Source organism: Kitasatospora sp. NPDC054768 (genome assembly GCF_053612025.1).
Genome location: NZ_JBSHBN010000076.1, coordinates 1 through 25328, shown reverse-complemented (window position 1 = coordinate 25328; position 25328 = coordinate 1). Strand labels below are relative to the sequence as shown.

The following is a 25328-nucleotide window of genomic DNA, read 5'->3' as shown; positions in this document are numbered from 1 at the left end:
GTCAGAGGTCGAACTGGTCGGCCACCGCGCGCAGCAGGCCGGCCAGCTTCTGGCCGGTCGGCTTGGCGGGGTAGCGCCCGCGCTGGAGACCGGGCAGCACCGCGTCCAGCGTGGTGATCAGGTCCTGGACGATCGGTGCCATGTCGTCGGCGCTCCGGCGCTGGGCGGCGGCCACCGAGGGCAGCGCCTCCAGCAGCTGCACCGCCATCGCCTGGTCCCCGCGGTGCCCGGCGACCACGCCGAACTCGACCCGCTGGCCCGGCTTCAGCGACGTGACACCGGAGGGCAGCGCCTTGGTGTGGACGAAGACGTCGCCGCCGTCGTCGCGCGACAGGAAGCCGAAGCCCTTCGTCTCGTTGAACCACTTGACCTGGCCGGTGGGCATCTCGAACAGTCCTCGAATGGGTGTGGGGGATCCCGGCCCGGGCCGGGGATCACTGGGTGGTGGGAAAAAACGACCGGCCTCGACTCGGCGCCCGTGGGCGCTCATGGCCGGCACGCGGTCAGGAGCAGACTAACCGTCCGTCACTGCCTCATCCGCGTTCCGCGAGGGATCCGCGTTCCGAGGCCCGGTCGGGGCGGCGGGACCGGGATCTCGCGGTCACGGGCAACCCGGCGCCGGCACGGCCGGGGCGCGGCTCCGCGCGGTCCATCGGCTGACACCCCCCGGGTCTGAGGACGCGGGGCGCACCTGTAGCGCCCCTCGGCACCCCGTGCATACCCCCGCTCAACAGGGATCAAAACGTTCAGCTGCCGGGAAACTGCGCAACGTGACCGACCCGCTCCGGTGGCGGCCCCCGGCCGCCGCTCTGCCAGACTGGGGACAGTGCCGACCGGCCCGGAGGAGTGAGCAGACGTGAGCAGCCAGAGCACCGACCCCGGCGACGTGTACGTCAAGGCCGGGGCGATCGTCTTCGGTGTCGGCGCACTCGCCACCCTGGTCACCTTCGTCCCGCTGTTCCTGCACCTGACGCCGCTGCCGACGGCGGCCTACTGGCTGAGCATGCTGATGCCGGCCGGTTTCCTGGCCGCGCTGACCGGGCTGCTGCTGAACGCGCGGTCCCAGCGCCGCCGGAGCGCGCCCGTCGAGTCCTGAGGACGGCCGGGACGGCCGCCGAGGACCGGCTGCGGGCCGCGCGGACCGCTACGGGCCCGCCTGACCGCTACGGGCCGCTGCGGGTCGGCGCTAGCGTTCGGCCAGGTGCGCGGCGAGCCAGTCCGGGAAGTCGGTGAGGTCCGCCAGCACCACGTCCGCACCCGCCTCGCGCAGCTCCTGCGCGCTGTACGGGCCGGTGGGCACGCAGACCGCGACGGCGTCCGCGTGCCGGGCGCCCCGGATGTCGCCCAGGTGGTCGCCGACGTAGACGCTCGCGCCGTGCTCGCGCAGCGCCTCGCCCTTGGTCTCCGCCCACAGGTCGCCGATCACGGTGTCCGCGGCCAGCCCGGCGTGCTCCAGGTGGAGGCGGGCGTTCGGCTCGTACTTGCCGGTGATCACCGCGACCCGGCCGCCGTGGGCGCGGACCGCCTCGACGGCGGCGTGCGCGCCGGGCAGGGCCACGGTCGGGGCGAAGGCGTGGTCGCGGTAGAGCTCGCGGTAGCGGTCGGCGACCCGCTCCACGTCGGCCTCCGGGAACCAGTTGCGGATCTCGTCCAGCAGCGGCGGGCCCAGCCGGGTGACCACCAGGTCGGCGTCGACGTAGGTGCCGGTCTCGGCGGAGAGCGCCAGGTAGGTGGCGCGGATACCCGGCCGGGTGTCCAGCAGCGTCATATCGAGGTCGAAGCCGACGGTGAGCGGAGCGGGTGGGGTCGCGGACATACCGTCAGGCTACCCAACCGGCGCCGCGGACCACGAGGCGATTTGCCCGGGCTTCTCAGCTGAACTTAGGTTTACCTGAGTTGTCTGCGGAGAGGGCCCATGACCGACACCAGCGCACCGCCCGGCTCGCCGTACCGCGCGCCTCGGCGCCGAGCACTGTGGCTCGCCGCCGCCCTCGCCGTCCTGGCCGCCGCGGTGCTGCTGAGCCTGGCGGTCGGCAGCCGGACCATCCCGTTCGGCGACACGCTCGACGCCCTGCTGCACGGCGGCGACACCGCCAACGCCGTGGTGATCCGCGAGCTGCGGGTGCCGCGCACCGTCGTCGGCCTGGCCGTCGGCGCCGCGCTCGGCCTGGCCGGGGCCGTCATGCAGGGCCTGACCCGCAATCCGATCGCCGACCCCGGCATCCTCGGCGTCTCCCAGGGCGCGGCGGCCGGCGTGGTGGTCGCCATCTCCGGCTTCGGTGTCTCCACCCTCACCGGGTACGTCTGGTTCGGCTTCGTCGGCGCCGTGATCGCCACCGCGCTGGTGTACGGGCTCGCCGGGCGCGGCCGGGGCGGGGCCACGCCGATCAAGCTGGCGCTGGCCGGCTCGGCGACGTCCGCCTTCATCGCCTCGCTCAACACCCTGGTGCTGACCACCGACGCGGCCACCATGGACCAGTTCCGCTTCTGGCACGTCGGCTCGCTCTCCGGGCGGACCTCGGACGTGGCCTGGCAGCTGCTGCCGTTCCTGGCCGTCGGCACGGTGCTGGTGGTCGCGGTGGCGCGCGGACTGGACGCGCTGGCGCTCGGCGACGACACCGCGAAGGGGCTGGGCGCCAAGACCGGCCTGGTCCGGGCGGTCGGCGCGCTCGGCGCGACCGTCCTGACCGGTTCCGCGGTCGCGGCGGCCGGTCCGATCGCCTTCGTCGGCCTCGCCGTCCCGCACGCGGCCCGTGCGGTGGCCGGCGCCGACCACCGCTGGATCCTCGCCTTCTCCGCCGTCCTCGGCCCGGCACTGCTGCTGCTCGCCGACACCCTCGGCCGGGTCCTGTTCCCGCCGTCCGAGGTCCCGGCGGGCGTGATGACGGCCCTGGTCGGGGTCCCGGTGCTGGTGGCCCTGGTCCGCCGCCGGAAGGTGGTGGCGGCATGAGTTCCGTCCCCCTGCGCGGGTACTCCGTCGTCCGGGCCGGACGGGCGTCGTTCCTGCTGCACCGGCGCTCGGTGGCCGTCGCCGTCGGGCTGCTGGTGGCGCTGGCGGCGACCGTGGTGGCCTCGCTCTGCCTGGGCGAGTCCACCGTCCCGCCGGGCGAGGTGGTCAAGGTGGTGCTCGGACGGCCCAGCCCGCACGAGCTGGTGGTCGGCGAGTTCCGGCTGCCCCGGGTGGTGGTCGGGCTGCTGGTCGGCCTGGCGCTCGGGCTGGCCGGGGCGCTGATCCAGACCGTCGCCCGCAATCCGCTGGCCAGCCCCGACGTGGTGGGCGTGACCTGGGGCGCGACCGCGACCGTGGTCGGCCTGATGGCGTACGGCGTGGTCGGCTCGACCGGCCAGGCCCCGTACGCGGCGGTGGCCGGCGGGCTGGTGGCCGGGCTGCTGGTGTACGCGCTGGCCTGGCGGCGCGGCCTGCACGCGCAGCGCTTCGTGCTGATCGGCATCGGCATCAGCGTCGCGCTGTCCTCCCTCACCTCCGTCTTCCTGACCAAGGGCGACGGCTTCCAGGCCCAGGCCGCCAAGGTCTGGATGACCGGCAGCCTGAACGGCGCCGGCTACGACCAGGCCGGATGGCTCGCCCGGGTGCTGCTCGCCGCCCTGCCGGTCGCGCTGTGGGCCGCCCGCGCCCAGCGGTCGATCTCCTTCGACGACGCCACCGCCGTCGGCCTCGGCCTGCGCCTGGACCGGATCCGCCTCGGCATGGCGCTGCTGGGCATCGTGCTGGCCTCGTGCGCGGCCGGGGCCGCCGGGCCGGTGGACTTCGTCGCGCTGATGGCCCCGCAGATCGCGCTGCGGCTGGCCCGCTCGGCGCAGATCCCGCTGTTCTGCTCGGCGCTGACCGGCGCGCTGGTGGTGGTCCTCGCCGACCTGATCGCCCGGCGGCTGCTCGCTCCGACGGAGCTGCCGGTGGGCGTGGTGACCGGCATGGTCGGCGCCCCGTACCTGATGTGGCTGCTGATCCGATCCCGCCGTGGAGGTTCCTGATGTCCGCTCACCGTCTGGAGGCCCGGGGCCTCACCCTGGCCTACGAGGCGCGCACGGTCGTCGAGGGCCTGGACGTGGCCGTTCCGGACGGGCGGGTGACGGTGATCGTCGGCCCGAACGCGTGCGGCAAGTCGACCCTGCTGCGGGCCCTCGGCCGGCTGCTGAAGCCGGTCCGGGGCGCGGTGCTGCTGGACGGCGAGGAGCTGGCGCGGATCCCGACCAAGCGGATCGCCCAGCGGCTCGGCCTGCTGCCGCAGTCGCCGACCGCCCCCGAGGGCATCTCGGTGGCGGACCTGGTCGCGCGCGGCCGCCAGCCGCACCAGAGCTGGTGGCAGCAGTGGTCGCCGGAGGACGAGGCGGCGGTCGCCGAGGCGCTGGAGCGCACCTCCACCGCCGAACTGGCCGAGCGGAGCATGGACGAGCTGTCCGGCGGCCAGCGCCAGCGCGCCTGGATCGCGATGGCGCTCGCCCAGGGCACCGACATCCTGCTGCTGGACGAGCCGACCACCTACCTGGACATCGCGCACCAGGTGGAGGTGCTGGACCTGGTCCGCCGGCTGAACGTCGAGCGCGGTCGGACGGTCGTCGCGGTGCTGCACGACCTCAACCAGGCCGCCCGGTACGCGGACCACCTGGTGGCGATGCGGGACGGCCGGGTGGTGGCGCAGGGCCCGCCCGGGGACGTGGTGACGGCCGAGCTGGTGCGGGAGGTGTTCGGACTGGACTCGGTGGTGGTGCCGGACCCGGTGACCGGCACCCCGCTGGTCGTGCCGGGCGCCCCGTGGGCGGCGCTCACCCCGGACGGCGCTCCCGCTTAACGGCACTTTAGCTGCTATTTCGGACATAATCGACGGCGCCCCGACCCGCCCGCGCCGCCAGAGGACCGCCGATGCCCCGGATCTCCCGCCGCACCCTCCTGACCGGCCTCGGCGCGGGCGCGCTCGCGGCGGCCGCCGGCTGCACCACCGGGCACCCGGCCCCGGGGACCGCGGACGGCCTCGCCACCGGCGCCTGGCCGTCCCCGGCCCCGGTGCCGCCGGTGACGGTGAACGCCGCCACCGGCCCGGTCGTGGTGCCGGGCGCGCCGATGCGGGTGGTCGTGCTGGACACCGACGTGCTCGACTCCGCGCTGACCCTCGGCATCACCCCGGTCGGCGCCGCGCTGCCGGGCCGCGACACCAGCTACCCCGAGTACTGGCCGGCCTCCCGGACGGCCGGGATCCGGCTGGTCGGCCCGGCCGGCGCACCCGACCTGCCGACCGTACGGGCCCTGCGGCCGGACCTGATCCTCTCCAACCAGACCCGCGACGGCGACCGCTACGAGCAGCTGCGGGAGATCGCCCCCACCGTGCTCACCCAGACGTCCGGGGCGCCGTGGAAGGCCGACTTCCAGCTGCACGCCCAGGCGCTGAGCCGGGAGGCGGCCGGGGCGGCCTTCGCCGGCGCGTACCAGAAGCACGCCGGACAGGTCGCGCAGGCGCTGGCGGCGGCGAAGCTGTCGGGGCGCAAGGTGAGCCTGGTGCGGTTCGTGGAGGGCGGCGGCATCCGGCTGTTCGGGCGGCAGAGCTTCCCCGGGACGGTGCTCTCCGACGCCCAGATCGGCCGGCCCGACGCGCAGAACGTCGACCAGTCGGACTTCGCGATCCCGCCGGACCAGCTCGCCCGGGCCGACGGTGACCTGCTGCTGTACGCCACGTACGGCGATCCGGAGCTGTCGGGCGCCACCGCGGCACTCGCGAGCCCGGGGTGGCGGGCGCTGGGAGCCGTCAAGGGGCACCGGGCGTTCCCGGTGGACGACCAGCTGTGGTTCCAGGGGATCGGGTACACCGGGGCCAACTACGTGCTGGACGAGCTGCAGCGCTTCCTGGGGGCGTAGCCGGGGTCCGGCGCGCCCCCGCGTAACGGGCCGGGGAGACGCCGACGGCCGCGGTGAAGTCCCGGGTGAGGTGCGCCTGGTCGGCGTAACCCAGCTCGGCGGCGAGCGCGGCCAGGTCCAACCCGCCGTCCGTACCGGCGCGTTCGGCGGCCTCGTGGAGACGGGCACGGCGCAGCACCCACTTCGGGGAGGCGCCGACGTACTCGGCGAACAGCCGCTGGAGACGGCGGACGGTCAGGCCCGACTCGGCGGCCAGCTCGTCCACCCGGCGAAGGTCCGGTGTGCGGGTGATCCGGTCCACCACGGCGGCGACCTCGGCGGCGACCGGGTCGGGCGCGGGCAGCCGGGGGCGGAGGAAGGCGTCGGCGAGCGCGGCCGGATCGCCGGGCGCCCCGAGGACCTCCGCGTTGAACCGGTCGGCCCCGGGCCCGAAGTACTCGGCGGCGGGCACGGAACGGTCGGCGAGCCCGCTCACCGGGTGCCCGGCGAAGGCGCGGAAGGCGCCGGGACGGAACCGCGCGCCCAGCACGTGCCCGGCGCCCTCCAGCCGGCGGACGAAGAGCGAGCGGTCCACCCCGTACACCCGCGCCCCCGGCGCCTCGAAGACCAGGTGGACGTTGGGGTGGGCGAGCACCTTCTGCTCGTACGGCGGCAGGCCGTGCAGGTCCCAGCGAACCAGCCAGTAGTACTCGACGAACACCGCCACGGCCGGGTCGGGCGCGAGCCGGTCCACGGTGATCAGCTCCGCCGCCCGGGCGGGGTGGAGCACGCCCCGGCCGAGGTCGGGGGCGTCCGGGGAGGCCGGGGAGTCCATGCCCATGCCGCCAGGCTAGTCGTCGCGTTTCTTCAAGACCCGCCGGTGCGGCCCGGCCCAGAATCGAGGCCATGAACGCCCACCCGATGCACCCGTTCCTGACCCGCGCCGCCTCCGCCGCGGCCGGTGTCGCCGCCGCCGTCCCCGCCGACCAGCCGCTGGACGCGCCGACGCCCTGCCCGGAGTTCGACACCCGCGCGCTGATCAACCACTGGGTGCTCTACACCTCGCACGGCCTGGAGCACCGGGCCCGGCGGATCGAGCTGCCCGAGGAGCTGAACGCGCGGGACTTCGCCGCCGACGCCGACTGGCGCTCCGCCTACGCGGCCCAGCTGGAGCGCGCGGTCGCGGCCTGGGCGGACCCGGCCGCCTGGGAGGGGGACGTCGACCTCGGCGGCACCCCGATGCCGGCCGTCGGCATCGCCCGGATGCTGATCCTGGAGCTGCTGCTGCACGGCTGGGACGTGGCCCGGGCGACCGGCGGGCGGATCGAGGTCGACGAGGAACTCGCCCTGCTGACCGGGGAGATCGTGGCGGAGAACGCCGAGCTGTACCGGCAGTACGCGGGCTTCGCCGAGGCGGTGGCTCTGCCGGAGGGCGCCCCCGCGTGGGACCGCGCGCTGGCCGCCTCGGGCCGCGACCCGCACGGGAAGGCCTGAGCCGAGGACACCGGGCCCGACCGGGCCGGGCCGGGCCGGGCCGGGCCGCACGAGCGGTACGGGATCAGCCCTGACGCAGCGCCTCCCTCAGGCGGGCCATCAACAGCCGTACGGCCGGGGAGGGTTGGTCACGGCGGGCGACCAGCCCGAGCCGGGCCCGGATGGCGGCGTCGACCAGCGGGACGGCTCGCAGTCCGTCGCCCGCGGCGGAGGAGGGGCTGAGGACGGCCACGCCCGCGCCGCGCTCGGCGAGCCGGAGCAGGGCGACAGGGGAGCTGGCCTCGATGTCCACCCGCGGGTCGAGGCCGAGCCGCCGGCAGGAGCCCCGGTAGGCGGCACGGATGCCGGTGCCCGGGGAGAGGCAGAGGATCTTCTCGCCCCGCAGGTCCGCGAGCCGCAGCCGCGCCCGGTCCAGGGCGTGCCCGACCGGGACGACGGCGGCGATCGGCTCGTCGATGGCGACGGTGGCCTCCAGGCCCGGGAAGACCTCGCCCGCGTAGCCGATCAGGGCCAGGTCGAGCGAGCCGGCCAGGACCTGCGCCTGGAGGTCCTCGGAGTGCCCCTCGTGCAGGCTGAGTTCGATGCCGGGGTGACTGCGGCCGAGGTCGGCGACGGCGTCCAGGAAGGGCGGGATCGAACAGCCCGTGATCATGCCCAGCCGGACCCGGCCGCGGACGGCGTCCGCGAACTCGGCGGCGGTGTGCTGGATGGCGTCGAGGGTGGCCAGGGCGTTCTTCGCCAGCGGGAGGACCGCTTCGCCGGCCGGGGTGAGGCGCACCTGCCGGCCCGCCCGGTCGAGCAGCAGCTGGCCCAGTTCCCGTTCCAGCTTGGCCACTTGGGTGCTGATGCCGGACTGGCTCACGTGCAGCCGGGCCGCGGCGGCGGTGAAGGTCCCCTCGTCGGCCACGGCGGCGAAGTAGCGCAGCTGGTGCATCTCCATGACCGGTGACGATATTCGACCGGGTGCTCCATCCGCTCGGCCGATCGGTCCGCCGGACGAGCGACCTGACGGGACGACCCGGCGGGGACGGACCGCCTCGAACGACCCGCGGGGACGGACCGCGGCCGCGCGGGGCGGTCACGGCCCGGCCGACGTCACCGGCGGCGGTCCTTGCCCTGGATCTCCTTGCCCTGGACCGCCTTGCCCTGGATCTCCTTGCCCTGGACCGCCTTGCCCTGGATCTCCTTGCCCTGGACCGCCTTGCCCTGGATCTCCTTGCCCTGGATCTCCTTGCCCTGCGTCCGTGCCGTCCCGCCGTCGGGCAGGTCGGCCTCGATGCGCTCCTTGCGCACCCGGCCGGTGACGGTCTGCTCCTCGACGCGCTCCTCGGTCACCAGCCGCACGCGCTCGACCGGGACGGTCTCGGTGCGCACGACCGGCCGCTCCGCGTGCAGGGTGACCTCGTACTCGGCCTCCGAGATGAGCTCGCCGGTCATCGCGGCACCGCGGTCGGCCTCGGCGATGGGTTCGTGCTCGACGTGGACCTCCTCGTGCCGCACCGGCACGGTCTGCCGCTCCTCCTCGGTGACGACGTACTTGTGCAGCTTCGCGTGGCCGGTTTCGTACCGCTCGACGCCGACGCGCATCCGCTCCTCGGAACGGGTCATCACGCCGTCCTTGCCCGGGTGGACACCGGTCCGCCCGGCGGCGGAGGCGGCGCCCGGAGCCGCGGCGGCACGCGTGGTGGCGGTCGGGGTCGCGGCGGCACGCGTGGTGGCGGTCGGGGTCGCGGCGGCACGGCCGGTCTCGGCGGCAGCTCCGGTCATGCCCGCGGGACCGGCCGTGCCGACCGCACCGGTGCGGCCCGTGGTGCCGGTGTGCCCGCTCGCGACGGTGGTTCCGGCAGCGGCGGCCGCGGCAGTGGTGCCGGTGCCCGCGGCGGGCCGGTCGGCCGCCTTCCGGGCCCCGTCCCCGATGCCGTAGTACTGGTAGAGCCGATGTTCCTCGCGCTCGGAGAGGTGTCCGCCACGGTCCACGTCCACCAGCGGCGCGTTGTTGACCTTCTCCTTGGGGTACGGCACCTCCAGGTGGTCGCCGACGACCCGGGCGTCGCGGATCGGCACGAACGACTCGCCCGCCCCGAACCATCCGGTCTTGACGCTGACCCACTCCGGCTTGCCGGTGACGTCGTCGAGGAACACGTGGTCCGCCTTGCCGATCCGGCTGCCCCGTACGTCGCGGACGGGCTGGTGCAGCATGGAGCGGGCCTGCTGTTCGGTGATCACGATTCACGCCTCCTTCGCATTCCAGCGATGAGCGCCTTACCGGCCCGAACGGTCCGAAACCACCTCAGCTGACCTTCACTCAGCGTGACAGTCGTGGCCCACCGGTCACGCAGCGCATCCTTATTTCATCATCAGCAGAGATAGAAGCCATCTGATTCATCTGTTGGACGGATGGTCGTGGTGGCCGGGAGGATGGAGGCATGACGACGACGAAGACCGCGCGTGAGCTCGCCGAGACCTACTTCACCGCCTGGGAGGCGGGCGACTTCGAGACCGTCCGTGGACTGCTGGCCGAGGACGTCGACTTCGTCGGCGCGCTGGGGACGGCCTCCGGGGTGGAGGAGGCGCTGGCCGGGCTGAAGGGGCTCGGGCAGGTGCTGGAGAAGATCGACGTGAAGGTCCGGGTGGCCGAGGGCGACGAGGTGATCACCTGGTTCGAGCTGTGCACGAGCATCGCCCCGCCGGCGCCCACGGCGAACTGGATGCACGTCGAGGACGGGAGGATCGCCCGGATCCGGGTCACCTTCGACCCGCGCGGCCTGCTGGCCGGCTTCGAGCGGAAGGCCTGAGACCGACGGGCCCGGGGCCCGGCAGGGCCCGAGGCATGGGCCCGGCAGGCCCGGGACAGAACCGGCCGCGGCCGGCCGGCCCTACCCGGCCTCGTGCTGCGCGTACCTGGTCGTGAAGCCCAGGACCGCCACGTACCGGCCCTCGGCCGCCTTCGTGACCTCGCTCGGCCGCACGGGCTGCCAGGTCAGGTACTCGGACCGCTGCCCCTCGTCGTTCCGGTAGCGCCGGCTTCCGTACTTCTCGTACCAGTAGTCCTCACCGGAGGTCAGGAGTTCGGGGCCGGGCGGCCGGGTGACGTTCACGGCCAGTTCCGTCCGCACCGCCTCGCCCGTCGCCAGCGCGAACTCCACGGACGGGGCGATCGGCCTGGCCGCCGCCTCCGCCGCCTCCTCCGGGGTCGGGTCGGCGGGTGGCTGGTGGTCGTACTCGTCGGCCGCGACCAGGCTGTTCCACCTCTGTGAGCTGCGCCAGCCCTGGCCGTCCAGGTACCGGTCCAGATCGGCCAGCCGGGAGCGGACGTCACCCCCGTCGAAGGCCAGGTAGACGTTCACGGTCCGCTCGCAGGCCACCGGCAGCCACGTACCCCGGCTGAACAGATCACCGCGGTAGTCGGTGCGGCACACGTCGACCGTCGACCTCCCCAACCCCTGCGCCCACGGCAGTAGTTCGGGCAGCCGGTCGATTCGGTCGGCCATCCGCTCCTCGGCCGCCCGGCGGGCCTCCCCGGTCACCGGGGCCTGTGCGATCCCCGGGACGTCCGGAGGGGCCGGGATGGCCGTGGCGCGGTAGAGCCGCCACCCCGCCCAGCCGCCGAACACGACCGCCGTCCCCAGGACCGCGATCATCACCCACCGCAGCCAGAACCGAACCACATCCACCTCCGGCCTCCGCCCACCCCGCTCGGGCATCGTACGGGCGCGAACGCGCAACCGTACGGGCGGTACCGCAGGACGGCCGGTCCGCACGGGACGTCGGCCGGTCCGAGCTCCCGCGCGGGACAGCGGCGTTCACGCCCTCCCACCCCTCCCGCCGCAGCGGAGGTGACCGCCTCCCGCCGCGGCGGAGGTGACCGCCGGCCGCCGCGGCGGAGGTGACGGTCACCCGTCGGAGCGGAGCGGCTCGCCGGCCCGGTGCAGGTGGGCGAAGATCTCCCGGTAGGAGCGGAACAGGCCGGTCTCGCAGTACGGGACGCCCTTCTCGGCGCAGAACTCCCGGGTGATCCGGGCGGCCCGCCCCAGCGCCGGGGTCGGCATGCTGGGGAACAGGTGGTGCTCCACCTGGTAGTTGAGGCCGCCCATCAGCGAGTCGATGAGCACCCCGCCGCGGACGTTGCGCGAGGTGAGCACCTGGCGGCGCAGGAAGTCGAGCTTCATCCCGGGCGTCACCATCAGCATGCCCTTGTGGTTCGGGGCGAAGACGCACCCCAGGTAGACCCCGAGCAGCGCCTGGTGGACGGCCAGGAAGGCGACCGCCTTGCCGACCGGGAGCGCCGCGAACACCAGGCCGAAGTAGCCGGCGAAGTGGACCGCCAGCAGCACGCCCTCCAGCACCGGGCGCTTCATGACGGGGCTGCGCAGCGCGCGGAAGCTGTTGAAGCTGAGGTTGAGGCCCTCCAGCAGGAGCAGTGGGACGAACAGGTACGCCTGCCGGCGGCCGATGAACCGGGCGAGGCCGCTCGCCTGCCGGGCCTGCCGCTTGGACCACACCAGGAGTTCGGGTGCGACGTCCGGGTCCCGCTCCTCGTGGTTCGGGTTGGCGTGGTGGCGGGTGTGCTTGTTCATCCACCAGCCGTAGCTCATGCCCATCAGCAGGTTGGCGGCGATCCGGCCGCCGATCTCGCTCGGCAGCCGCCGGTCGAAGACCTGGCGGTGCGCCAGGTCGTGGGAGAGCAGGCCGATCTGGGCGAAGACGACGGACATCGCCGCCGCCAGGCCGATCTGCCACCAGGTGTCGCCCAGCGCGAACAGGGCGTACCAGCCACCGAGGAAGGCGGCGAGCACCAGGCCCGCGCGGACGGCGTAGTAGCCGGGGCGCCGGTCGAGCAGGCCCTCGGCGGCTATCCGGCGGGTCAACTGGGCGAAGTCGCTGCCGCCGCTCCCCGGCCGGGGGGAGGGGGCTTCGGGCGCTTCGGTCGTCATCACGGGCTGCGCGGGCATGCCCCGATTCTGGCGGCGGCCCGCCCGCCCGCAGAACGGGGAAAGCACCCGTCCCGTACGGGTGTTAACCCCCGTGCCGCGAGGGGTGCCGGCCCGCCGCCGGGATCGGCGGGGCGGGGAGGTGGCGGGGCCGGGAGGCGGCGGGGTGGGGAACCGGCGGGCGGAGAACCGGCGGGACGGGGATCGGGGAGCCGGGCCCCTCAGCAGGCTTCCGGCCGGCCGAACAGCTCGTCCAGGTGGTACGCGAGGACCGCGAGCGCCTGCTCGCCGGTGCGCTGGCCGCCCAGGACGCTGGAGCCGAGTCCGTTGACCATCGCCAGCAGCCCGGCCGCGACCGTGTCGACGTCCCGCTCCGGCCCGATCTCCCCGGCCTGCTGCGCCGCGCGCAGCTGCTTGGCGAGGAAGCCCTCCAGCACGGCGGGCGGCTGCGCGGCCTGCTTCTCCAGCACCTCGGGGTCGCCGAGGACCAGCGTGTAGTACGCCGCGTACGTCCTGGTGATCCGGCGGCTCTCGGCGTCCGTCGGCAGGATGCAGGACAGGACCGCCGTCACCACCTCCCGGGGGGCGCGCGCCGGGCCGATCCACTGCTCCATCCGGGCCTGGAGCTGGGTGCCGAGCCTGGCCAGGGCGTCCAGGAGCAGGCCCTCCTTGGTCGTGAAGTAGTACTGCACGAGTCGCAGGGAGACGCCGGCCTCCGTCGCGACCGCCCGCATGCTGGCGGACTGCAGGCCCTGGGTGTCGGCGATGCGCAGCAGGGCCTCGGCGATCTGCCGGCGGCGTTCCTCGTGGTCGACCTTCGCGGTCATGTTCCGGCCTCCGTACGTCCGACCCGTTCTCCTGGTACACCCGTATCATGCATGTGATACACATGTACCATGCGAATCAGCGAGTTCAGGAACGGCAAGGCCGAAGCCCGCTTCCGCACCGCCTACGAGCGCGCGCTGACCGAACTGCGGCCCCGGCCGTGGACGCCGCTCGACGTCCCCACCGGCTACGGCACCACCCGCGTCTACCGCACCGGCCCCGCCGAAGGACGGCCGATCGTGCTGCTGCCCGGCTCCGGCGGCAACGCGCTGATGTGGCACGGCCACCTCGACACCCTCGCCGCACAGCACCCCGTGATCGCCGTGGACACCGTCGGCGAACCGGGCGCCAGCGTGCAGAGCGCCCCCATCGCGGACGGCCGCGACGCCGCCGCCTGGCTGGAGGACCTGCTCACCGCCCTCGACCTGCCCACCGCCCACCTGGTCGGCTGCTCCTACGGCGGCTGGATCGCCCTCAACCACCAGATCCACCACCCCGGCCGGACCGCCGGACTCACCCTGGTCGACACGGCGGGCCTGGCCGACCTGGACCGCCGCTTCTACACCTGGATGATCCTCGGCGGCCTCGCCGCCATGGCGCCGCGACCGCTGCGCCCCAGGCTGGCCCGACTGGTCGGCAACAGCGCCGTCCTGGAGACCGAACTGATGGCCCTGGTCCGCGCCTCGGTGGGCTTCCGCCGCCGGCTGCCCCCGGCCGCCACCCTCACCGACGAGGAACTCGGCCGACTCACCGCCCCCGCCCTCTTCCTCCTCGGCGAACGCAGCGCCCTGCACGACTCCCGGGCCGTCGCCGACCGCCTGCGCCGGCTGGTGCCCGCCGCCCGGGTCGAGATCGTCCCCGGCGCGGGACACTCGCTGCCCACCGACGACCGCGCGGCGGTCACCGCCGGGATCCTCGGCATGGCCGCGCGGCAGACCGGCTGACCGGGGCGGCCGCCGGGGCGCGGCTCCCGGCGGCGCCGGGGCCGACGGGCGGCCCGCCGGCGCTACGGCCGCTCCACCGGCCCACCGAGCGCGGCGCGGACCAGACGGATGACGGCCGGGGTGGCGGCGGCCGGACCACCACCACCGCCGCCCGGCGTGCCCGCCGTCCCCGTCCCCGCCCCTGTCTCCGTCCCCTTCCCCGCCTCCGCCTCCGCCTCCGCCTCCAACGCGTCGTAGGTCTCGAAGGCGGTGAGGACGAAGAGCAGGCTCGCCGCGTCCGGCGGGGCGGCGGGCAGCCGGCCGGCCAGGACGGCGGCACCCTCGCGGCGGCGGGCGTCGCGGTCGGCGATGACCCGGCCCACCTCCTCGTCGAGCGCGGCGAGGGCCCGCAGCCGCCGGGTGCAGACCCGGTCGACCGCCCAGAAGCCGCCCATCACCTCGACGAAGCGGTCCACCGCCGCCCAGGGGTCGGCCAGGGTGAAGGCCTCGGCGAGCCCGGCCATGCCGCCCTGCGCGGCGAGGGCGTCGCAGACCGCCTCCAGCAGGCCCGCCTTGGAGCCGAACTGGTAGTAGACGGTCGCCCGGGCGACGTCGGCGCGGCGGGCGACGGCGTCCAGCGAGACCCCGCCGGTCTCGGCCAGGTTCGCGCGGGCGGCCGCGACGATCCGGGCGCGGGTCTCGTCGACCTCCGCCTGCCGCTGTCCCATCCGGTAGGACCGGGGGCTCATCCCGCTCGCCTCCACTCGTTCCGCTCGTCCGCGTGAACTGGCAGTATCGCCGATCGGTTCCCCCGGGCGGGGCCGCCCCGGCATCCGCAGGGACGGCCCCACCGCTCAGAGGATGACTCGCCCCCCGCTGACGTCCAGGGTCTGCCCGGTGATCCAGGAGGACGCGTCGGAGCCCAGGAAGAGCACGGCCGAGGCGATGTCCACCGGCTCGCCGAGGCGGCCCAGCGGGTGCGCGGCGGCGACCGCGGCCTGCACCTCGGGCGGCATCTGCGCCGCCGTCCGCTCGGTCCGGACGGCACCCGGCGCGACGGCGTTGACCCGCACGCCCTCACCGGCGACCTCCAGGGCGAGGTGCCGGGTGAACATCAGCACGCCCGCCTTGGCCGTGGCGTAGGCGGCGGAGGCGCCGCTGGGCAGCCGGCCCGCCGTGGAGGCCATGGTGACGATCGAACCGCTGCCGCGGGCCAGCAGGCCGGGCAGGAAGGCCTGGACGGTGAGGAAGGTGGCGGTGAGGTTGCCGTCCAGCACGGCCCGCCAGTGCTCCTCGGTCTCGCGGACGGTCGGCACCGGGTAGCCGTCGCCGCCGGCGAAGGCGGCCAGGACGTCGACCGGGCCGAGGTCCTGCTCGATCCGGGCGGCGGCAGAGCCGAGCGCCGTCGCGTCCGTGCAGTCGGCGACCAGTCCGAGTGCCCGGGCGCCCTCCGCCCGCAGTTCCCCGGCCACCTCCTTCAGCGCCGCCTCGTCGCGGCCGAGGACGGCGACGGCCGCACCCTGCCGGGCGAAGGCGCGGGCGGTCTCCGCACCGATGCCGCGGCTGCCGCCGGCGATCACGACCACCCGGCCGGCCAGATCGGGGTACCGAGCCTGCAGAACTCCCATGTCCCATCGCTCCTTTGGACTTGCACTCGCGGTGTGCTGTGGTTCACTTGGTTTCATTCATACAGTCCGTCTGAATGAATGACAAGCACCGACCCGACCCGGACACCGGCCGAGCACCGACCCCGGACCGTCCGAGTCCCGAAGTCCCCGAGTCCCGGAATCCTGAGGAGGAACCGATGAGGATCGCAGTCGTGGGCGCCACCGGACGCACCGGCCGCCTGGTGGTCGACCTCGCACTGGCGGCCGGACACACCGTCACCGCCGTCGCCCGCGACCCCGCCCGGCTACCGGCGCACACGCACGGCAGCGCGCTCACCGCGCGGGCCGACGTCGGCGAACCCGGCTCCCTGCACGGCCCGTTGAACGGCCAGGACGCCGTAGTCGCCACCCTCGGCAGCACCGGCCGCGGGGCCACCACCGTCTTCTCCGACGGCGCCCGGGAGCTGACCGCGGCGGTCCGGGACGGCGGCGTCCGGCACCTGGTGACGATGAGCTCGGCGGGCCTGGACACCAGCCGGCTCCCGTTCGCCCAGCGGGTGGTGACCAGGCTGGTGGTCGACCGGCTGTACCGGGAGATCCATCACGACCTCGCCCGGATGGAGGCGGTGCTCGCCGGCTCCGACACCGCCTGGACGGTCGTCCGGGTACCGATGCTCAAGGACGGACCGCCGTCCGTGGGCCCGCAGATCTCCTACGACCGGCCGCTTCCCCGCGCCGGCACCGCCACCCGCGCCACCGTCGCGCACTGGATCGTCGGCCACCTCGGCGACCCGGCGACCTTCCGCCGCCTCGTCCACCTCGCCGACGACTGACGCCCGGCCCGTGCCCCGTCGGCCGCGTCACCCGAGCCATGGAGCCGCCGAGCCGCGAACGGCCGTCACCCGGCGGCCGCCGCCGACCGCCCCCGGCTCAGCCCTGCTGCGGCGGGCGGCGGCGCATGGCGAGCAGCAGCAGGACCACCGCCGACAGCACCGCGGCCAGCCGCAGCACGTTCGGGGCCGACGACCAGCTGATCTGGCCCAGCGGCGAGCCCGACTGGAGGCCGCCGCCCTGCCCCCCGGCCTGTTTGGCCTGCCGCATGGAGTAGAGGGTGGTCGCGCTCATCGTGACCAGCGGAATGCCGAGGATCACGAACTTGCGCATCAGGTCGGAGATCTGGCGGGACAGGTAGCCGAGGCCCCAGCCGGCCAGCATGGCCGGGAGGAAACCGGAGACCGCCCCGCCGACCAGCAGGCCGCAGGAGAGCAGGATCAGCGGGGAGGGCTTGCGGGCGGCCGCGTCCTTCCGCGCCTCCTGGCCCTGGCCCTTGCCCTTCGCCTTCCCCTTACCCTTCGCTTGGCCCGCGGCCTTCCCGGCAGGGGCGGCGGGCGCCGCCGGGGTCTGCTCGATCCGGCCCCTGCGCGGCTTCTTCCTCAGGTCCGCGGCGGGCACCGCCGGCTCCGGCGCGGGCTCGGCCTCCTCCCCGGTGCGCTGCTCGGGGATCGGCTTCGGCACGGGCCGCGGCCCGTCCGAGAAGTCGAAGAGGGTCATCGTCCACGGGCCGGTGCTCGACACCGTGGGCGGCGGGATCGCGTGCGCCCGCGCCTCGGCGGTGGCCAGGTCCGGCGGGTCCAGCGGTACGGACGGGATGCCGGCCGCGCTCGGCGCCGGCGGGTCGTACACGCTGTCGGGGTCGAAGTCCGGCACGGGCCCCGGGGCGGGGACGGGACCGGAGGAGGGGGCGGACGGAGCCTCCGCGGCGCCGCCGGAACCGGAGCCCGCGCCGGCCTCCGGGCCGCCGCCCGAGCGCTCGCTCCACGGCCCGCTCTTGCGCCACCACTCGCCGTCCGTCATCACCGACCACCCCGCCTCGCCCGTACCGGCCGCCCACCGAACCGCCCTCGGCGTGACGCTACCCACCCCGCCCCCGCCCGCGCGAGTCCGTCCGCGGGTCCGCGGTGCGCCGCGGGTGCCGCGGGACGAGGGACACCCCGTCGTCCCCGCGCCCGACTAACCTAGGTCGAATGACCACACAGCAGGGCCCTCAACGCCGGAGCAGGTCCGCCACCGGCCCGCGCACCCTCGCCGAGGAACTGCGCGCCCGTCCGGACGACGCGCTCGCCGCCCTGCTCCGCTCCCGCCCCGACCTGCTGAACCCCGTCCCCGGCGACCTCACCCAGCTGTCCGCCCGGCTCTCCTCGCGCGCCTCCGCGCTGCGCGCCCTGGAGCGGCTCGACCGCTTCACCCTCCAGGTCGCCGAGGCGCTGGCCACCGCCCCGGACGGCACCTCGCTGAGCACCGTCCGCACCCTGCTGACCGGCCCTGCGAAGGTCAAGCCGCACCCCGGCGCGAGCCCGCTCACCCCCGCCGACCGGTCCGCCGTCGCCACCGCCCTGCCGCGCGCGATCGCCACCCTGCGCGACCGGGCGCTGCTCTGGGGCCCGGACAACGGGCTGCGGCTGGTCCTCGCCGTCCGCGAGGCGCTCGCCCCGACCACCGGCAACCCGGGCCGCACCGGCCTCGGCCCCACCCTCGCCGACGCCACCATCGGCATGTCCCCGGCCCGGCTGCAGCAGCTGCTCGCCTCCGCCGGACAGCCCGCCACCCCGGACCCGGTCAGCGCCGTCGCCGCGCTCACCGCACTGCTCACCGACCGCACCCGCTGCGCGGCGCTGCTCGACACCGCGCCCGAGGCCGCGCGGCGGCTGCTGGAACGGCTGGTCTGGGGCCCGCCCACCGGCACCGTCCCGGACGCCGCCCGCCCGGTCACCGCCGAGGACGCCCAGAGCCCGGTCGAGTGGCTGCTCGCCCGCGGTCTGCTGCTGCCCAACAGCCCCGGCAGCGTCGTGCTGCCCCGCGAACTCGCCCTGCACCTGCGCGGCGGCCGCACCCACCGCACCGTCGAACCGGTCCAGCCCGAGCCCGCGCCCGCCGCCGCCCCGCGCGACCCCCGGGCCGTGGACGGCGCCGCGGCCGGCCAGGCGCACACCGCGGTCAAGACCGTCGAGGAACTGCTGGACGGCTGGGGCCTCACCCCACCGCTGACCCTGCGCGCCGGCGGCCTCGGCGTGCGCGACCTCAAGCGCACCGCCCAGGCCCTGGAGAGCACCGAGCGGCAGACCGCCTTCTGGCTCGAACTCGCCTACACCGCGGGGCTGCTGGCCCCCGACGGCGAGGTGGACGAACGCTGGGCCCCCACCCCCGGGTACGACACCTGGCTGCACCTGGACACCGCCGAGCGCTGGTCCGTGCTGGCCTCCGCCTGGCTCGCCGCCACCCGCGTCCCCGCCCTCACCGGCACCGCGGACGGCCGGGGCAAGCCGCGCGCCGCCCTCGGCCCCGAACTCGACCGCACCCTCGCCCCCTCCGTCCGCCGCGCCGCCCTCGCCCTGCTCGCCGAACTCCCGCCGGGCACCCCGGCCACCGCCGAGGAACTGCTCCCCACCCTGCGCTGGCAGCGCCCGCTGCGCGGCGGCCCCACCGGCCCGGACGGCCGCGAACTGCGCGACGAGCTCACCGCCTGGACCCTCGACGAGGCCGAACTCCTCGGCATCACCGGCCGCGGCGCCCTGGCCGCCCCCGCCCGTGCCCTGCTCACCGCCGAGTCCGACCCGGCCGAGGTGCTCGCCCCGCTGCTCCCCCAGCCGCTGGACCACGTGATCCTCCAGCCGGACCTCACCGCGATCGCCCCCGGCCCGCTGCTCACCCCGCTCGCCCAGGCCCTCGCCCTGTGCGCCGACATCGAGTCCAAGGGCGGCGCCACCGTCTACCGCTTCACCCCGGCCTCGGTGCGCCGTGCCCTCGACGCCGGCCGCACCGCCACCGACCTGCGGTCCTTCCTGGAGCAGCACAGCCGCACGCCCGTCCCGCAGCCGCTCGCCTACCTGATCGACGACATCGCCCGCCGGCACGGCGTCCTGCGGGTCGGCGCCGCCTCCTCCTACCTGCGCTGCGACGACCCGTCGCTGCTCGGCGAGGTGCTCGCCGACCGCCGCTCCGCCGACCTGCGGCTGCGGCTGCTCGCGCCCACCGTCCTCGCCTCCCAGGCCGCCCCGGACGTGCTGCTCGCGACCCTGCGCACCATGGGCTACGCCCCGGCCGCCGAATCCGCCGAGGGCGACGTGCTGATCACCCGCCCGGACAGCCACCGCACCCCGCCCCGGACGGCCCCCGTGCCCGTCCCCGACGGCCCGCCCGCGCCCGACGACACCCTGCTCGCGGCCGCCATCAAGGCCATCCGGGCCGGCGACCGCGCGGCCACCGCCACCCGCCGCGATCCCGCCTCCGACCCGCGCCGGCTCCCCCGCACCGCCGCCGCGGAGACCCTGGCCGCCCTGCAGACGGCCGTCCTGCTCGGCGAGCGCATGTGGATCGGCTACCTCAACGCCGAGGGCATCGCCAGCCAGCGCATCATCGACCCGGTCAAGGTCGAAGGCGGCTTCGTCACCGCCTTCGACCACCACGCCGACGAACTCCGCACCTTCGCCCTGCACCGCATCACCGGCGTCGCGGAACTCGACGAGTGAGTCCGGGGCCTCAGTGCCCCTGCTGCGCCTCCTTCATCTTGTCCTGGACGGCCTTGTCCGCCAGGCTGCCGATCTGCCCCTGCCCGACCGGCATCGAGCCCCCGGTGACGGTGTCCGCCAGCAGGAACCCGGGCGCCGCGAGCAGGCCGCCGGGCCCCTCGCCGATGCCCGCGAGGGCGTGGGCCGAACCGGCCGAGGAGGCGGTGGCCGCGAAGGCCGAGCCCATCAGGGCGAGGGCGGTGAGAACACGCTTCGACTTCTTCATGGCCATCTCAACGAGCGAGTACGCACCGTGGTCACTCGAAGTAATTGACGGGCCGGTCCCATCGGCGTAGTCCGGAAGCAGGGGATTCCGACAAGGAGGCACCCACCATGCTCGGCGAACTGATCGGTGAGATCCAGGGCGAGGAGACCGGCCGACGCGTCCTCTCCGCCGGAGACGGGCACCCGGTCGTCGAGGTGTCCATCAAGGGCACCGGCAGCTACTACGGCACCGCCGTCAGCACCATCGCCACCTACGAGTCCGAACTGCGCTCCGACGGCTCCCTGTTCGGCGAGGGCCAGGGCGTCGACATGACCGCCGACGGCCAGGGCGTCGGCTGGCACGGCAGCGGCATCGGCCACTTCACCGACGGCGGAGGCACCGGCTTCCGCGGCGCGATCTTCTTCTCCACCGCCTCGCCCGCCCTCGAACGCCTCAACGGCGTCGTCGGCGTCTTCGAGTTCGAGACGGACGCCGGAGGCAAGATCACCGGCAAGTTCTACGAGTGGAAGTAGCCGCCCGGAACCGGCCCGCCCACGCTCGCGGCGGAATGCGCGACACTGGAGGGTCTGCGTCAATCCACCCTGTCAGCCAGTGGAGGGCTTCCCCGCGTGAACGACGGACCGCTCATCGTCCAGAGCGACAAAACTCTTCTCCTGGAAATCGATCACCCCAAGGCCGGCGACTGCCGTCGCGCCATCGCGCCGTTCGCCGAGTTGGAGCGGGCACCCGAGCACGTGCACACGTACCGGGTGACGCCGCTCGGCCTGTGGAACGCGCGGGCGGCCGGGCACGACGCCGAGCAGGTGGTGGACGCCCTGGTGACGTACTCGCGCTACCCGGTGCCGCACGCGCTGCTGGTGGACGTGGCGGACACCATGGGCCGGTACGGCCGCCTCCAGCTGCTCAAGCACCCGACCCACGGGCTGGTGCTCACCACCACCGACCGGCCGGTGCTGGAGGAGGTGCTGCGCTCGAAGAAGATCGTCCCGCTGGTCGGCGCCCGGGTCGACCCCGACACCGTGGTGGTGCACCCCTCCGAGCGCGGGCAGATCAAGCAGGTGCTGCTCAAACTCGGCTGGCCCGCCGAGGACTTCGCCGGCTACGTGGACGGCGAGGCGCACCCGATCGACCTGGACGAGGACGGCTGGCAGCTGCGCCCGTACCAGGCGCAGGCCGTCGAGGGCTTCTGGCACGGCGGCTCGGGCGTGGTCGTGCTGCCCTGCGGCGCCGGCAAGACGCTGGTCGGCGCGGCCGCGATGGCGCACGCCAAGTCGACGACGCTGATCCTGGTCACCAACACCGTCTCGGCCCGCCAGTGGAAGCACGAGCTGGTCAAGCGCACCTCGCTCACCGAGGACGAGATCGGCGAGTACAGCGGGACGAAGAAGGAGATCCGCCCGGTCACCATCGCCACCTACCAGGTGATGACGACCAAGCGGAAGGGCGTCTACGCCCACCTGGAGCTGTTCGACGCCCGCAACTGGGGCCTGGTCGTCTACGACGAGGTGCACCTGCTGCCCGCGCCGGTGTTCAAGTTCACCGCCGACCTCCAGGCCCGCCGCCGGCTCGGCCTGACCGCCACGCTGGTGCGCGAGGACGGCCGCGAGGGCGACGTGTTCAGCCTGATCGGCCCCAAGCGCTTCGACGCGCCGTGGAAGGAGATCGAGGCCCAGGGCTACATCGCGCCCGCCAACTGCTGCGAGGTGCGGGTCACCCTGACCGACTCCGAGCGGCTCGCCTACGCGACCGCCGAGCCGGAGGAGCGCTACCGCTTCTGCGCCACCACGGCGACCAAGCGGCGGGTGGTGGAGGCGCTGGTCAGGAAGCACGAGAAGGACCAGACGCTGATCATCGGCCAGTACATCGACCAGCTGGACGAGCTCGGCGAGGCCCTGGACGCCCCGGTGATCAAGGGCGAGACCAGCAACGCCCAGCGCGAGAAGCTCTTCGACGCCTTCCGGAACAAGGAGATCGGCGTCCTGGTGGTCTCCAAGGTCGCGAACTTCTCGATCGACCTGCCCGAGGCCACCGTGGCCATCCAGGTCTCCGGGACCTTCGGCTCCCGCCAGGAGGAGGCCCAGCGCCTCGGCCGGGTGCTGCGCCCGAAGGCGGACGGCCACGCGGCGCACTTCTACTCGGTGGTCGCCCGCGACACCGTGGACCAGGACTTCGCCGCCCACCGGCAGCGCTTCCTGGCCGAGCAGGGCTACGCGTACCGGATCATCGACGCGGACGATGTGCTGTAGGACGGCTGTCCGGCACCGGTTCCGTACCGGACACCGTCGCGTTCAGTACCGGACACCGTCGCGCCCGAGGAAGATCACGCGCGCGGCGGTGTCCAGGGCGATGCCGACGTTGCGCACGACGGTGCTCAGCGGATTGCGGTGACGCCCGGAGACGGCGGTGGCGCCGGCCGGGCCGGATCGGGGGATGCGGTTCGTGGTGCTCATGTCTTCAACGGTAGGCACCCGGACGGCCGACGGCATCACTCCAAAGGCCGTATCCGCAGGTGCACGGGTCGTCCTGCCGGTGTACGGCGGTCCCCGACGCCCCGCAGGGAGGAACCCCGACGCCCCGCGGGGAGGAACCCCGAGACCCCGCAGGGGCCGACCCCGGGAGCCACCGGGCTGGAACCGCCGGGCGGACGGGTCTAGGATCGTCCGTCTGCCCCCCTCCCGAACCGTGGTACCTGCTGAAGTCCCGCAGGCAGCCGGGGGAGGTGCCGACCGCACGGCAACCGGTCGGCGTGCCCACCGTGAGCTCCTACGATCCGCTGCGCCCGCCACCGGGGCAGCCGGGAAGGTTCGCTGTGCCCGCCACCCCCATCACCGACCCCCTCCAGCGCGAACGCGACCACCTGGCCGCGTCCCGGGCCGCGCTGCGCGCCATGCGCGAGGACGTCGAGTCGCTCGACATCCGCGACGTGACCGGCACCTGGGTCACCGCCCTCGTGCTCCAGAACCAGATCGAGGCCAGGATCGCCGCACTGGCCGACCTCTCGCACACCCCGCTGTTCTTCGGCCGCCTCGACTACCTCCACGCGATCAGCGAGGAACTGAGCGAGGGCGGAGGCGGGGAGAACTTCTACATCGGCCGCCGGCACGTCCACGACGCCGACGGCGACCCGATGGTGATCGACTGGCGCGCGCCGGTCTCCCAGCCGTTCTACCGGGCCAGCCGCACCGCGCCGATGGACGTCGAGCGCCGCCGCCGCTTCGGCTACACCGGCGGCGAGCTCACCGCCTACGAGGACGAGCACCTCAGCGATCCGGCCGAGGACGACACCGCCTCCGCCCTGCTGGCCGCCGAGATCGAGAAGCCCCGCGTCGGCCCGATGCGCGACATCGTCGCCACCATCCAGCCGGAGCAGGACGAGATCGTCCGCTCCGACATCACGGGCACCATCTGCGTCCAGGGGGCGCCGGGTACCGGGAAGACCGCCGTCGGCCTGCACCGCGTCGCCTACCTGCTGTACGCGCACCGCGAGCGCCTCGCCCGTACCGGCACCCTGGTGATCGGGCCGAACAACGCCTTCCTGTCCTACATCGAGCAGGTGCTCCCGGCCCTCGGCGAGCTGGACGTCGCCCAGGCCACCGTGCAGCAGCTGGTCGGGCACGTCGAGGTGAGGGGCGAGGACGACCCGCGGGCGGCCCGGCTGAAGGGCGACGCCCGGATGGCCGAGGTGCTGCGCCGGGCGGTGCGCTCGGGCATCACCCTGCCCACCGAGCCCTGCGTGGTGGTCCGCGGTTCCCGCCGCTGGCGCGTGCCGGTGTACGAACTGGCCGAGATCATCGAGGAGTTGAAGGGCCGTGAGGTCCGTTACGGCGCGGCGCGGGACGCCCTGCCGCAGCGCATCGCGCACGCCGTGCTGCTGAAGATGGAGCAGGGCGGCGAGGCCCCGGACGACCGGGTGCAGGACGCGGTGGCCCGCAACAGCGCCGTCAAGGCGGTGGTCAAGGAGTGCTGGCCGGCCGTGGATCCGGCGAAGGTCGTCCTGCGGCTGCTCTCCGAGCCGGAGTTCCTGGCCGCGTGCGCCGAGGGCGTGCTGACGCCCGAGGAGCAGCAGGCGGTGCTCCGGCCCAAGCCCGACCGTTCGGTGCGGACCGCCCGCTGGACGGCGGCCGACGCCGTCCTGGTGGACGAGGCGACCGACCTGGTGCAGCGCACCCCCTCGCTGGGGCACGTGGTGCTGGACGAGGCCCAGGACCTCTCCCCGATGCAGTACCGCGCGGTGGGCCGGCGCTGCACCACCGGCTCGGCGACCGTCCTCGGCGACCTCGCCCAGGGCACCACCCCGTGGGCGACGGCGAGTTGGCCGGAGGCGCTGCGTCACCTGGGCAAGCCGGAGGCGCACATCGAGGAGCTGACCAAGGGCTTCCGGGTGCCGGAGGAGGTCATCGCGTACGCCTCCCGGCTGCTCCCGGCGATCGCCCCCGGTCTGGCCCCGGCCTCCTCGGTCCGTGAGGCCCCGGGCTCGCTGACGATCCGCCGGGTCGCCGACGGGGACACCACGGAGGCGGTCCTGGCGGCCTGCCGGGAGGCGCTGGGGCACGAGGGATCGACCGGCCTGATCGCCGCCGACGCCCGCATCCCGCGGCTCGCCGAGGCGCTGACCGCCGCGGGCCTGCCGCACCTCTCCCCCGGCGCCGAGACCAGCGCGGAGGCCCGGCTCACCCTCGTCCCGGCCTCGCTGGCCAAGGGCCTGGAGTACGACTACGTGGTGCTGGACGAGCCGGCCGCGGTGATCGCCGGGGAGCCGGACGAGCGGACCGGCCTGCGGCGGCTGTACGTGGCGCTGACCCGTGCCGTCTCCGGGCTGACGGTGCTGCACGGCGAGCCGCTGCCGGAGCAGCTGCGGTAGCGGGCGAAAGGGCCGGTCCGGGGACGCGCCCGTTAGCCCCGTGGGCGC

General features: G+C 74.7%; 26 protein-coding genes. 13 read left to right on the top strand and 13 right to left on the bottom strand.

Annotation, left to right across the window (positions count from 1 at the left end; all coding sequences use genetic code 11):
• Position 1 precedes the first annotated feature (1 nt).
• Positions 2 to 385: a cold-shock protein gene (locus ACWGKU_RS22520; protein ID WP_401053585.1), complete on the bottom strand. Its 384-nt coding sequence runs from the start codon at positions 383 to 385 to the stop codon at positions 2 to 4.
• Positions 386 to 856: 471 nt separating this feature from the next.
• On the opposite strand from ACWGKU_RS22520, the gene ACWGKU_RS22515 reads away from it, so the two are divergent.
• The gene (locus ACWGKU_RS22515) at positions 857 to 1096 is read left to right on the top strand and encodes a hypothetical protein (protein ID WP_401051325.1); all 240 of its coding nucleotides are present in this window, start codon (positions 857 to 859) and stop codon (positions 1094 to 1096) included.
• A gap of 90 nt (positions 1097 to 1186) precedes the next feature.
• On the opposite strand, the gene ACWGKU_RS22510 is transcribed toward ACWGKU_RS22515, so the two are convergent.
• On the bottom strand, positions 1187 to 1816 hold the full coding sequence (locus ACWGKU_RS22510; protein WP_401051322.1) for an HAD family hydrolase: 630 nt from the start codon (positions 1814 to 1816) through the stop codon (positions 1187 to 1189).
• A gap of 99 nt (positions 1817 to 1915) precedes the next feature.
• On the opposite strand from ACWGKU_RS22510, the gene ACWGKU_RS22505 reads away from it, so the two are divergent.
• From ACWGKU_RS22505 to ACWGKU_RS22490, 4 genes are all read left to right on the top strand, one after another.
• Complete coding sequence (locus ACWGKU_RS22505; RefSeq protein ID WP_452179014.1) at positions 1916 to 2950, top strand: FecCD family ABC transporter permease; 1035 nt, start codon at positions 1916 to 1918, stop codon at positions 2948 to 2950.
• Positions 2947 to 3993, top strand: coding sequence for a FecCD family ABC transporter permease (locus tag ACWGKU_RS22500; RefSeq protein ID WP_452179013.1), 1047 nt, complete (start codon positions 2947 to 2949; stop codon positions 3991 to 3993). Before ACWGKU_RS22505 ends, ACWGKU_RS22500 begins: the two co-directional genes overlap by 4 nt.
• Positions 3993 to 4811: an ABC transporter ATP-binding protein gene (locus ACWGKU_RS22495; RefSeq protein WP_401051315.1), complete on the top strand. Its 819-nt coding sequence runs from the start codon at positions 3993 to 3995 to the stop codon at positions 4809 to 4811. The genes ACWGKU_RS22500 and ACWGKU_RS22495 overlap by 1 nt, the downstream gene beginning before the upstream one ends.
• Positions 4812 to 4882: 71 nt before the next feature.
• A complete protein-coding gene (locus ACWGKU_RS22490; protein ID WP_401051313.1) occupies positions 4883 to 5869 on the top strand; it encodes an ABC transporter substrate-binding protein in 987 nt (328 codons plus the stop codon).
• On the opposite strand, the gene ACWGKU_RS22485 is transcribed toward ACWGKU_RS22490, so the two are convergent.
• Positions 5760 to 6689, bottom strand: a complete 930-nt coding sequence (locus tag ACWGKU_RS22485; RefSeq protein WP_452179012.1) for a DUF6597 domain-containing transcriptional factor — start codon at positions 6687 to 6689, stop codon at positions 5760 to 5762. The two genes, ACWGKU_RS22490 and ACWGKU_RS22485, sit on opposite strands and share 110 nt — an antisense overlap.
• Positions 6690 to 6754: 65 nt before the next feature.
• Between ACWGKU_RS22485 and ACWGKU_RS22480 the strand changes: the two genes are divergently transcribed.
• Positions 6755 to 7342 (top strand): TIGR03086 family metal-binding protein, encoded by a 588-nt coding sequence (locus tag ACWGKU_RS22480; protein ID WP_452179010.1) that lies wholly within the window; start codon positions 6755 to 6757, stop codon positions 7340 to 7342.
• 64 nt (positions 7343 to 7406) lie between these two features.
• On the opposite strand, the gene ACWGKU_RS22475 is transcribed toward ACWGKU_RS22480, so the two are convergent.
• Together ACWGKU_RS22475 and ACWGKU_RS22470 are read right to left on the bottom strand one after the other, a co-directional pair.
• On the bottom strand, positions 7407 to 8282 hold the full coding sequence (locus ACWGKU_RS22475) for a LysR family transcriptional regulator (RefSeq protein ID WP_452179009.1): 876 nt from the start codon (positions 8280 to 8282) through the stop codon (positions 7407 to 7409).
• Between the two features lie 155 nt (positions 8283 to 8437).
• A complete protein-coding gene (locus tag ACWGKU_RS22470) occupies positions 8438 to 9568 on the bottom strand; it encodes a PRC and DUF2382 domain-containing protein (RefSeq protein WP_452179008.1) in 1131 nt (376 codons plus the stop codon).
• Positions 9569 to 9768: 200 nt separating this feature from the next.
• Here ACWGKU_RS22470 and ACWGKU_RS22465 point away from each other — a divergent pair, with 200 nt between their 5' ends.
• Positions 9769 to 10137 (top strand): nuclear transport factor 2 family protein, encoded by a 369-nt coding sequence (locus tag ACWGKU_RS22465; protein ID WP_360348212.1) that lies wholly within the window; start codon positions 9769 to 9771, stop codon positions 10135 to 10137.
• 81 nt (positions 10138 to 10218) lie between these two features.
• Here the strand turns inward: ACWGKU_RS22465 and ACWGKU_RS22460 are convergent, their stop codons facing one another.
• The 3 genes from ACWGKU_RS22460 to ACWGKU_RS22450 all read right to left on the bottom strand — a co-directional run bounded on the left by ACWGKU_RS22460 (position 10219) and on the right by ACWGKU_RS22450 (position 13100).
• Positions 10219 to 11016, bottom strand: coding sequence for a hypothetical protein (locus tag ACWGKU_RS22460; protein WP_401045515.1), 798 nt, complete (start codon positions 11014 to 11016; stop codon positions 10219 to 10221).
• Between the two features lie 219 nt (positions 11017 to 11235).
• Complete coding sequence (locus ACWGKU_RS22455) at positions 11236 to 12276, bottom strand: fatty acid desaturase family protein (RefSeq protein ID WP_452179016.1); 1041 nt, start codon at positions 12274 to 12276, stop codon at positions 11236 to 11238.
• A gap of 218 nt (positions 12277 to 12494) precedes the next feature.
• Entirely contained in the window at positions 12495 to 13100 is a 606-nt protein-coding gene (locus ACWGKU_RS22450; protein WP_401052838.1) for a TetR/AcrR family transcriptional regulator, read from the bottom strand.
• Positions 13101 to 13169: 69 nt separating this feature from the next.
• Between ACWGKU_RS22450 and ACWGKU_RS22445 the strand changes: the two genes are divergently transcribed.
• Positions 13170 to 14042, top strand: a complete 873-nt coding sequence (locus ACWGKU_RS22445) for an alpha/beta fold hydrolase (RefSeq protein WP_452179007.1) — start codon at positions 13170 to 13172, stop codon at positions 14040 to 14042.
• A 62-nt stretch (positions 14043 to 14104) separates the two neighbouring features.
• Here the strand turns inward: ACWGKU_RS22445 and ACWGKU_RS22440 are convergent, their stop codons facing one another.
• Together ACWGKU_RS22440 and ACWGKU_RS22435 are read right to left on the bottom strand one after the other, a co-directional pair.
• Positions 14105 to 14770 carry a TetR/AcrR family transcriptional regulator gene (locus ACWGKU_RS22440; RefSeq protein ID WP_452179006.1) on the bottom strand — a complete coding sequence of 222 codons (666 nt, stop codon included), beginning with the start codon at positions 14768 to 14770 and terminating at the stop codon, positions 14105 to 14107.
• Between the two features lie 105 nt (positions 14771 to 14875).
• Positions 14876 to 15649: an SDR family NAD(P)-dependent oxidoreductase gene (locus ACWGKU_RS22435; protein WP_401052847.1), complete on the bottom strand. Its 774-nt coding sequence runs from the start codon at positions 15647 to 15649 to the stop codon at positions 14876 to 14878.
• Between the two features lie 176 nt (positions 15650 to 15825).
• On the opposite strand from ACWGKU_RS22435, the gene ACWGKU_RS22430 reads away from it, so the two are divergent.
• Entirely contained in the window at positions 15826 to 16461 is a 636-nt protein-coding gene (locus tag ACWGKU_RS22430) for an NAD(P)-dependent oxidoreductase (RefSeq protein ID WP_452179005.1), read from the top strand.
• Between the two features lie 97 nt (positions 16462 to 16558).
• Here ACWGKU_RS22430 and ACWGKU_RS22425 read toward each other — a convergent pair whose 3' ends face one another.
• Positions 16559 to 17482 carry a hypothetical protein gene (locus ACWGKU_RS22425; RefSeq protein ID WP_452179004.1) on the bottom strand — a complete coding sequence of 308 codons (924 nt, stop codon included), beginning with the start codon at positions 17480 to 17482 and terminating at the stop codon, positions 16559 to 16561.
• A 170-nt stretch (positions 17483 to 17652) separates the two neighbouring features.
• On the opposite strand from ACWGKU_RS22425, the gene ACWGKU_RS22420 reads away from it, so the two are divergent.
• Positions 17653 to 20154, top strand: a complete 2502-nt coding sequence (locus ACWGKU_RS22420) for a helicase-associated domain-containing protein (protein ID WP_452179003.1) — start codon at positions 17653 to 17655, stop codon at positions 20152 to 20154.
• 10 nt (positions 20155 to 20164) lie between these two features.
• On the opposite strand, the gene ACWGKU_RS22415 is transcribed toward ACWGKU_RS22420, so the two are convergent.
• Positions 20165 to 20419 carry a hypothetical protein gene (locus ACWGKU_RS22415; RefSeq protein ID WP_049652328.1) on the bottom strand — a complete coding sequence of 85 codons (255 nt, stop codon included), beginning with the start codon at positions 20417 to 20419 and terminating at the stop codon, positions 20165 to 20167.
• 107 nt (positions 20420 to 20526) lie between these two features.
• Here ACWGKU_RS22415 and ACWGKU_RS22410 point away from each other — a divergent pair, with 107 nt between their 5' ends.
• Positions 20527 to 20931, top strand: a complete 405-nt coding sequence (locus ACWGKU_RS22410) for a hypothetical protein (protein ID WP_401053818.1) — start codon at positions 20527 to 20529, stop codon at positions 20929 to 20931.
• 96 nt (positions 20932 to 21027) lie between these two features.
• Positions 21028 to 22665 (top strand): DNA repair helicase XPB, encoded by a 1638-nt coding sequence (locus ACWGKU_RS22405; protein WP_359905817.1) that lies wholly within the window; start codon positions 21028 to 21030, stop codon positions 22663 to 22665.
• Positions 22666 to 22707: 42 nt separating this feature from the next.
• Here ACWGKU_RS22405 and ACWGKU_RS22400 read toward each other — a convergent pair whose 3' ends face one another.
• Positions 22708 to 22869: a hypothetical protein gene (locus ACWGKU_RS22400; RefSeq protein WP_359905820.1), complete on the bottom strand. Its 162-nt coding sequence runs from the start codon at positions 22867 to 22869 to the stop codon at positions 22708 to 22710.
• Positions 22870 to 23228: 359 nt separating this feature from the next.
• Here ACWGKU_RS22400 and ACWGKU_RS22395 point away from each other — a divergent pair, with 359 nt between their 5' ends.
• Positions 23229 to 25280, top strand: coding sequence for a HelD family protein (locus tag ACWGKU_RS22395; protein WP_452191539.1), 2052 nt, complete (start codon positions 23229 to 23231; stop codon positions 25278 to 25280).
• Positions 25281 to 25328: the final 48 nt, after the last annotated feature.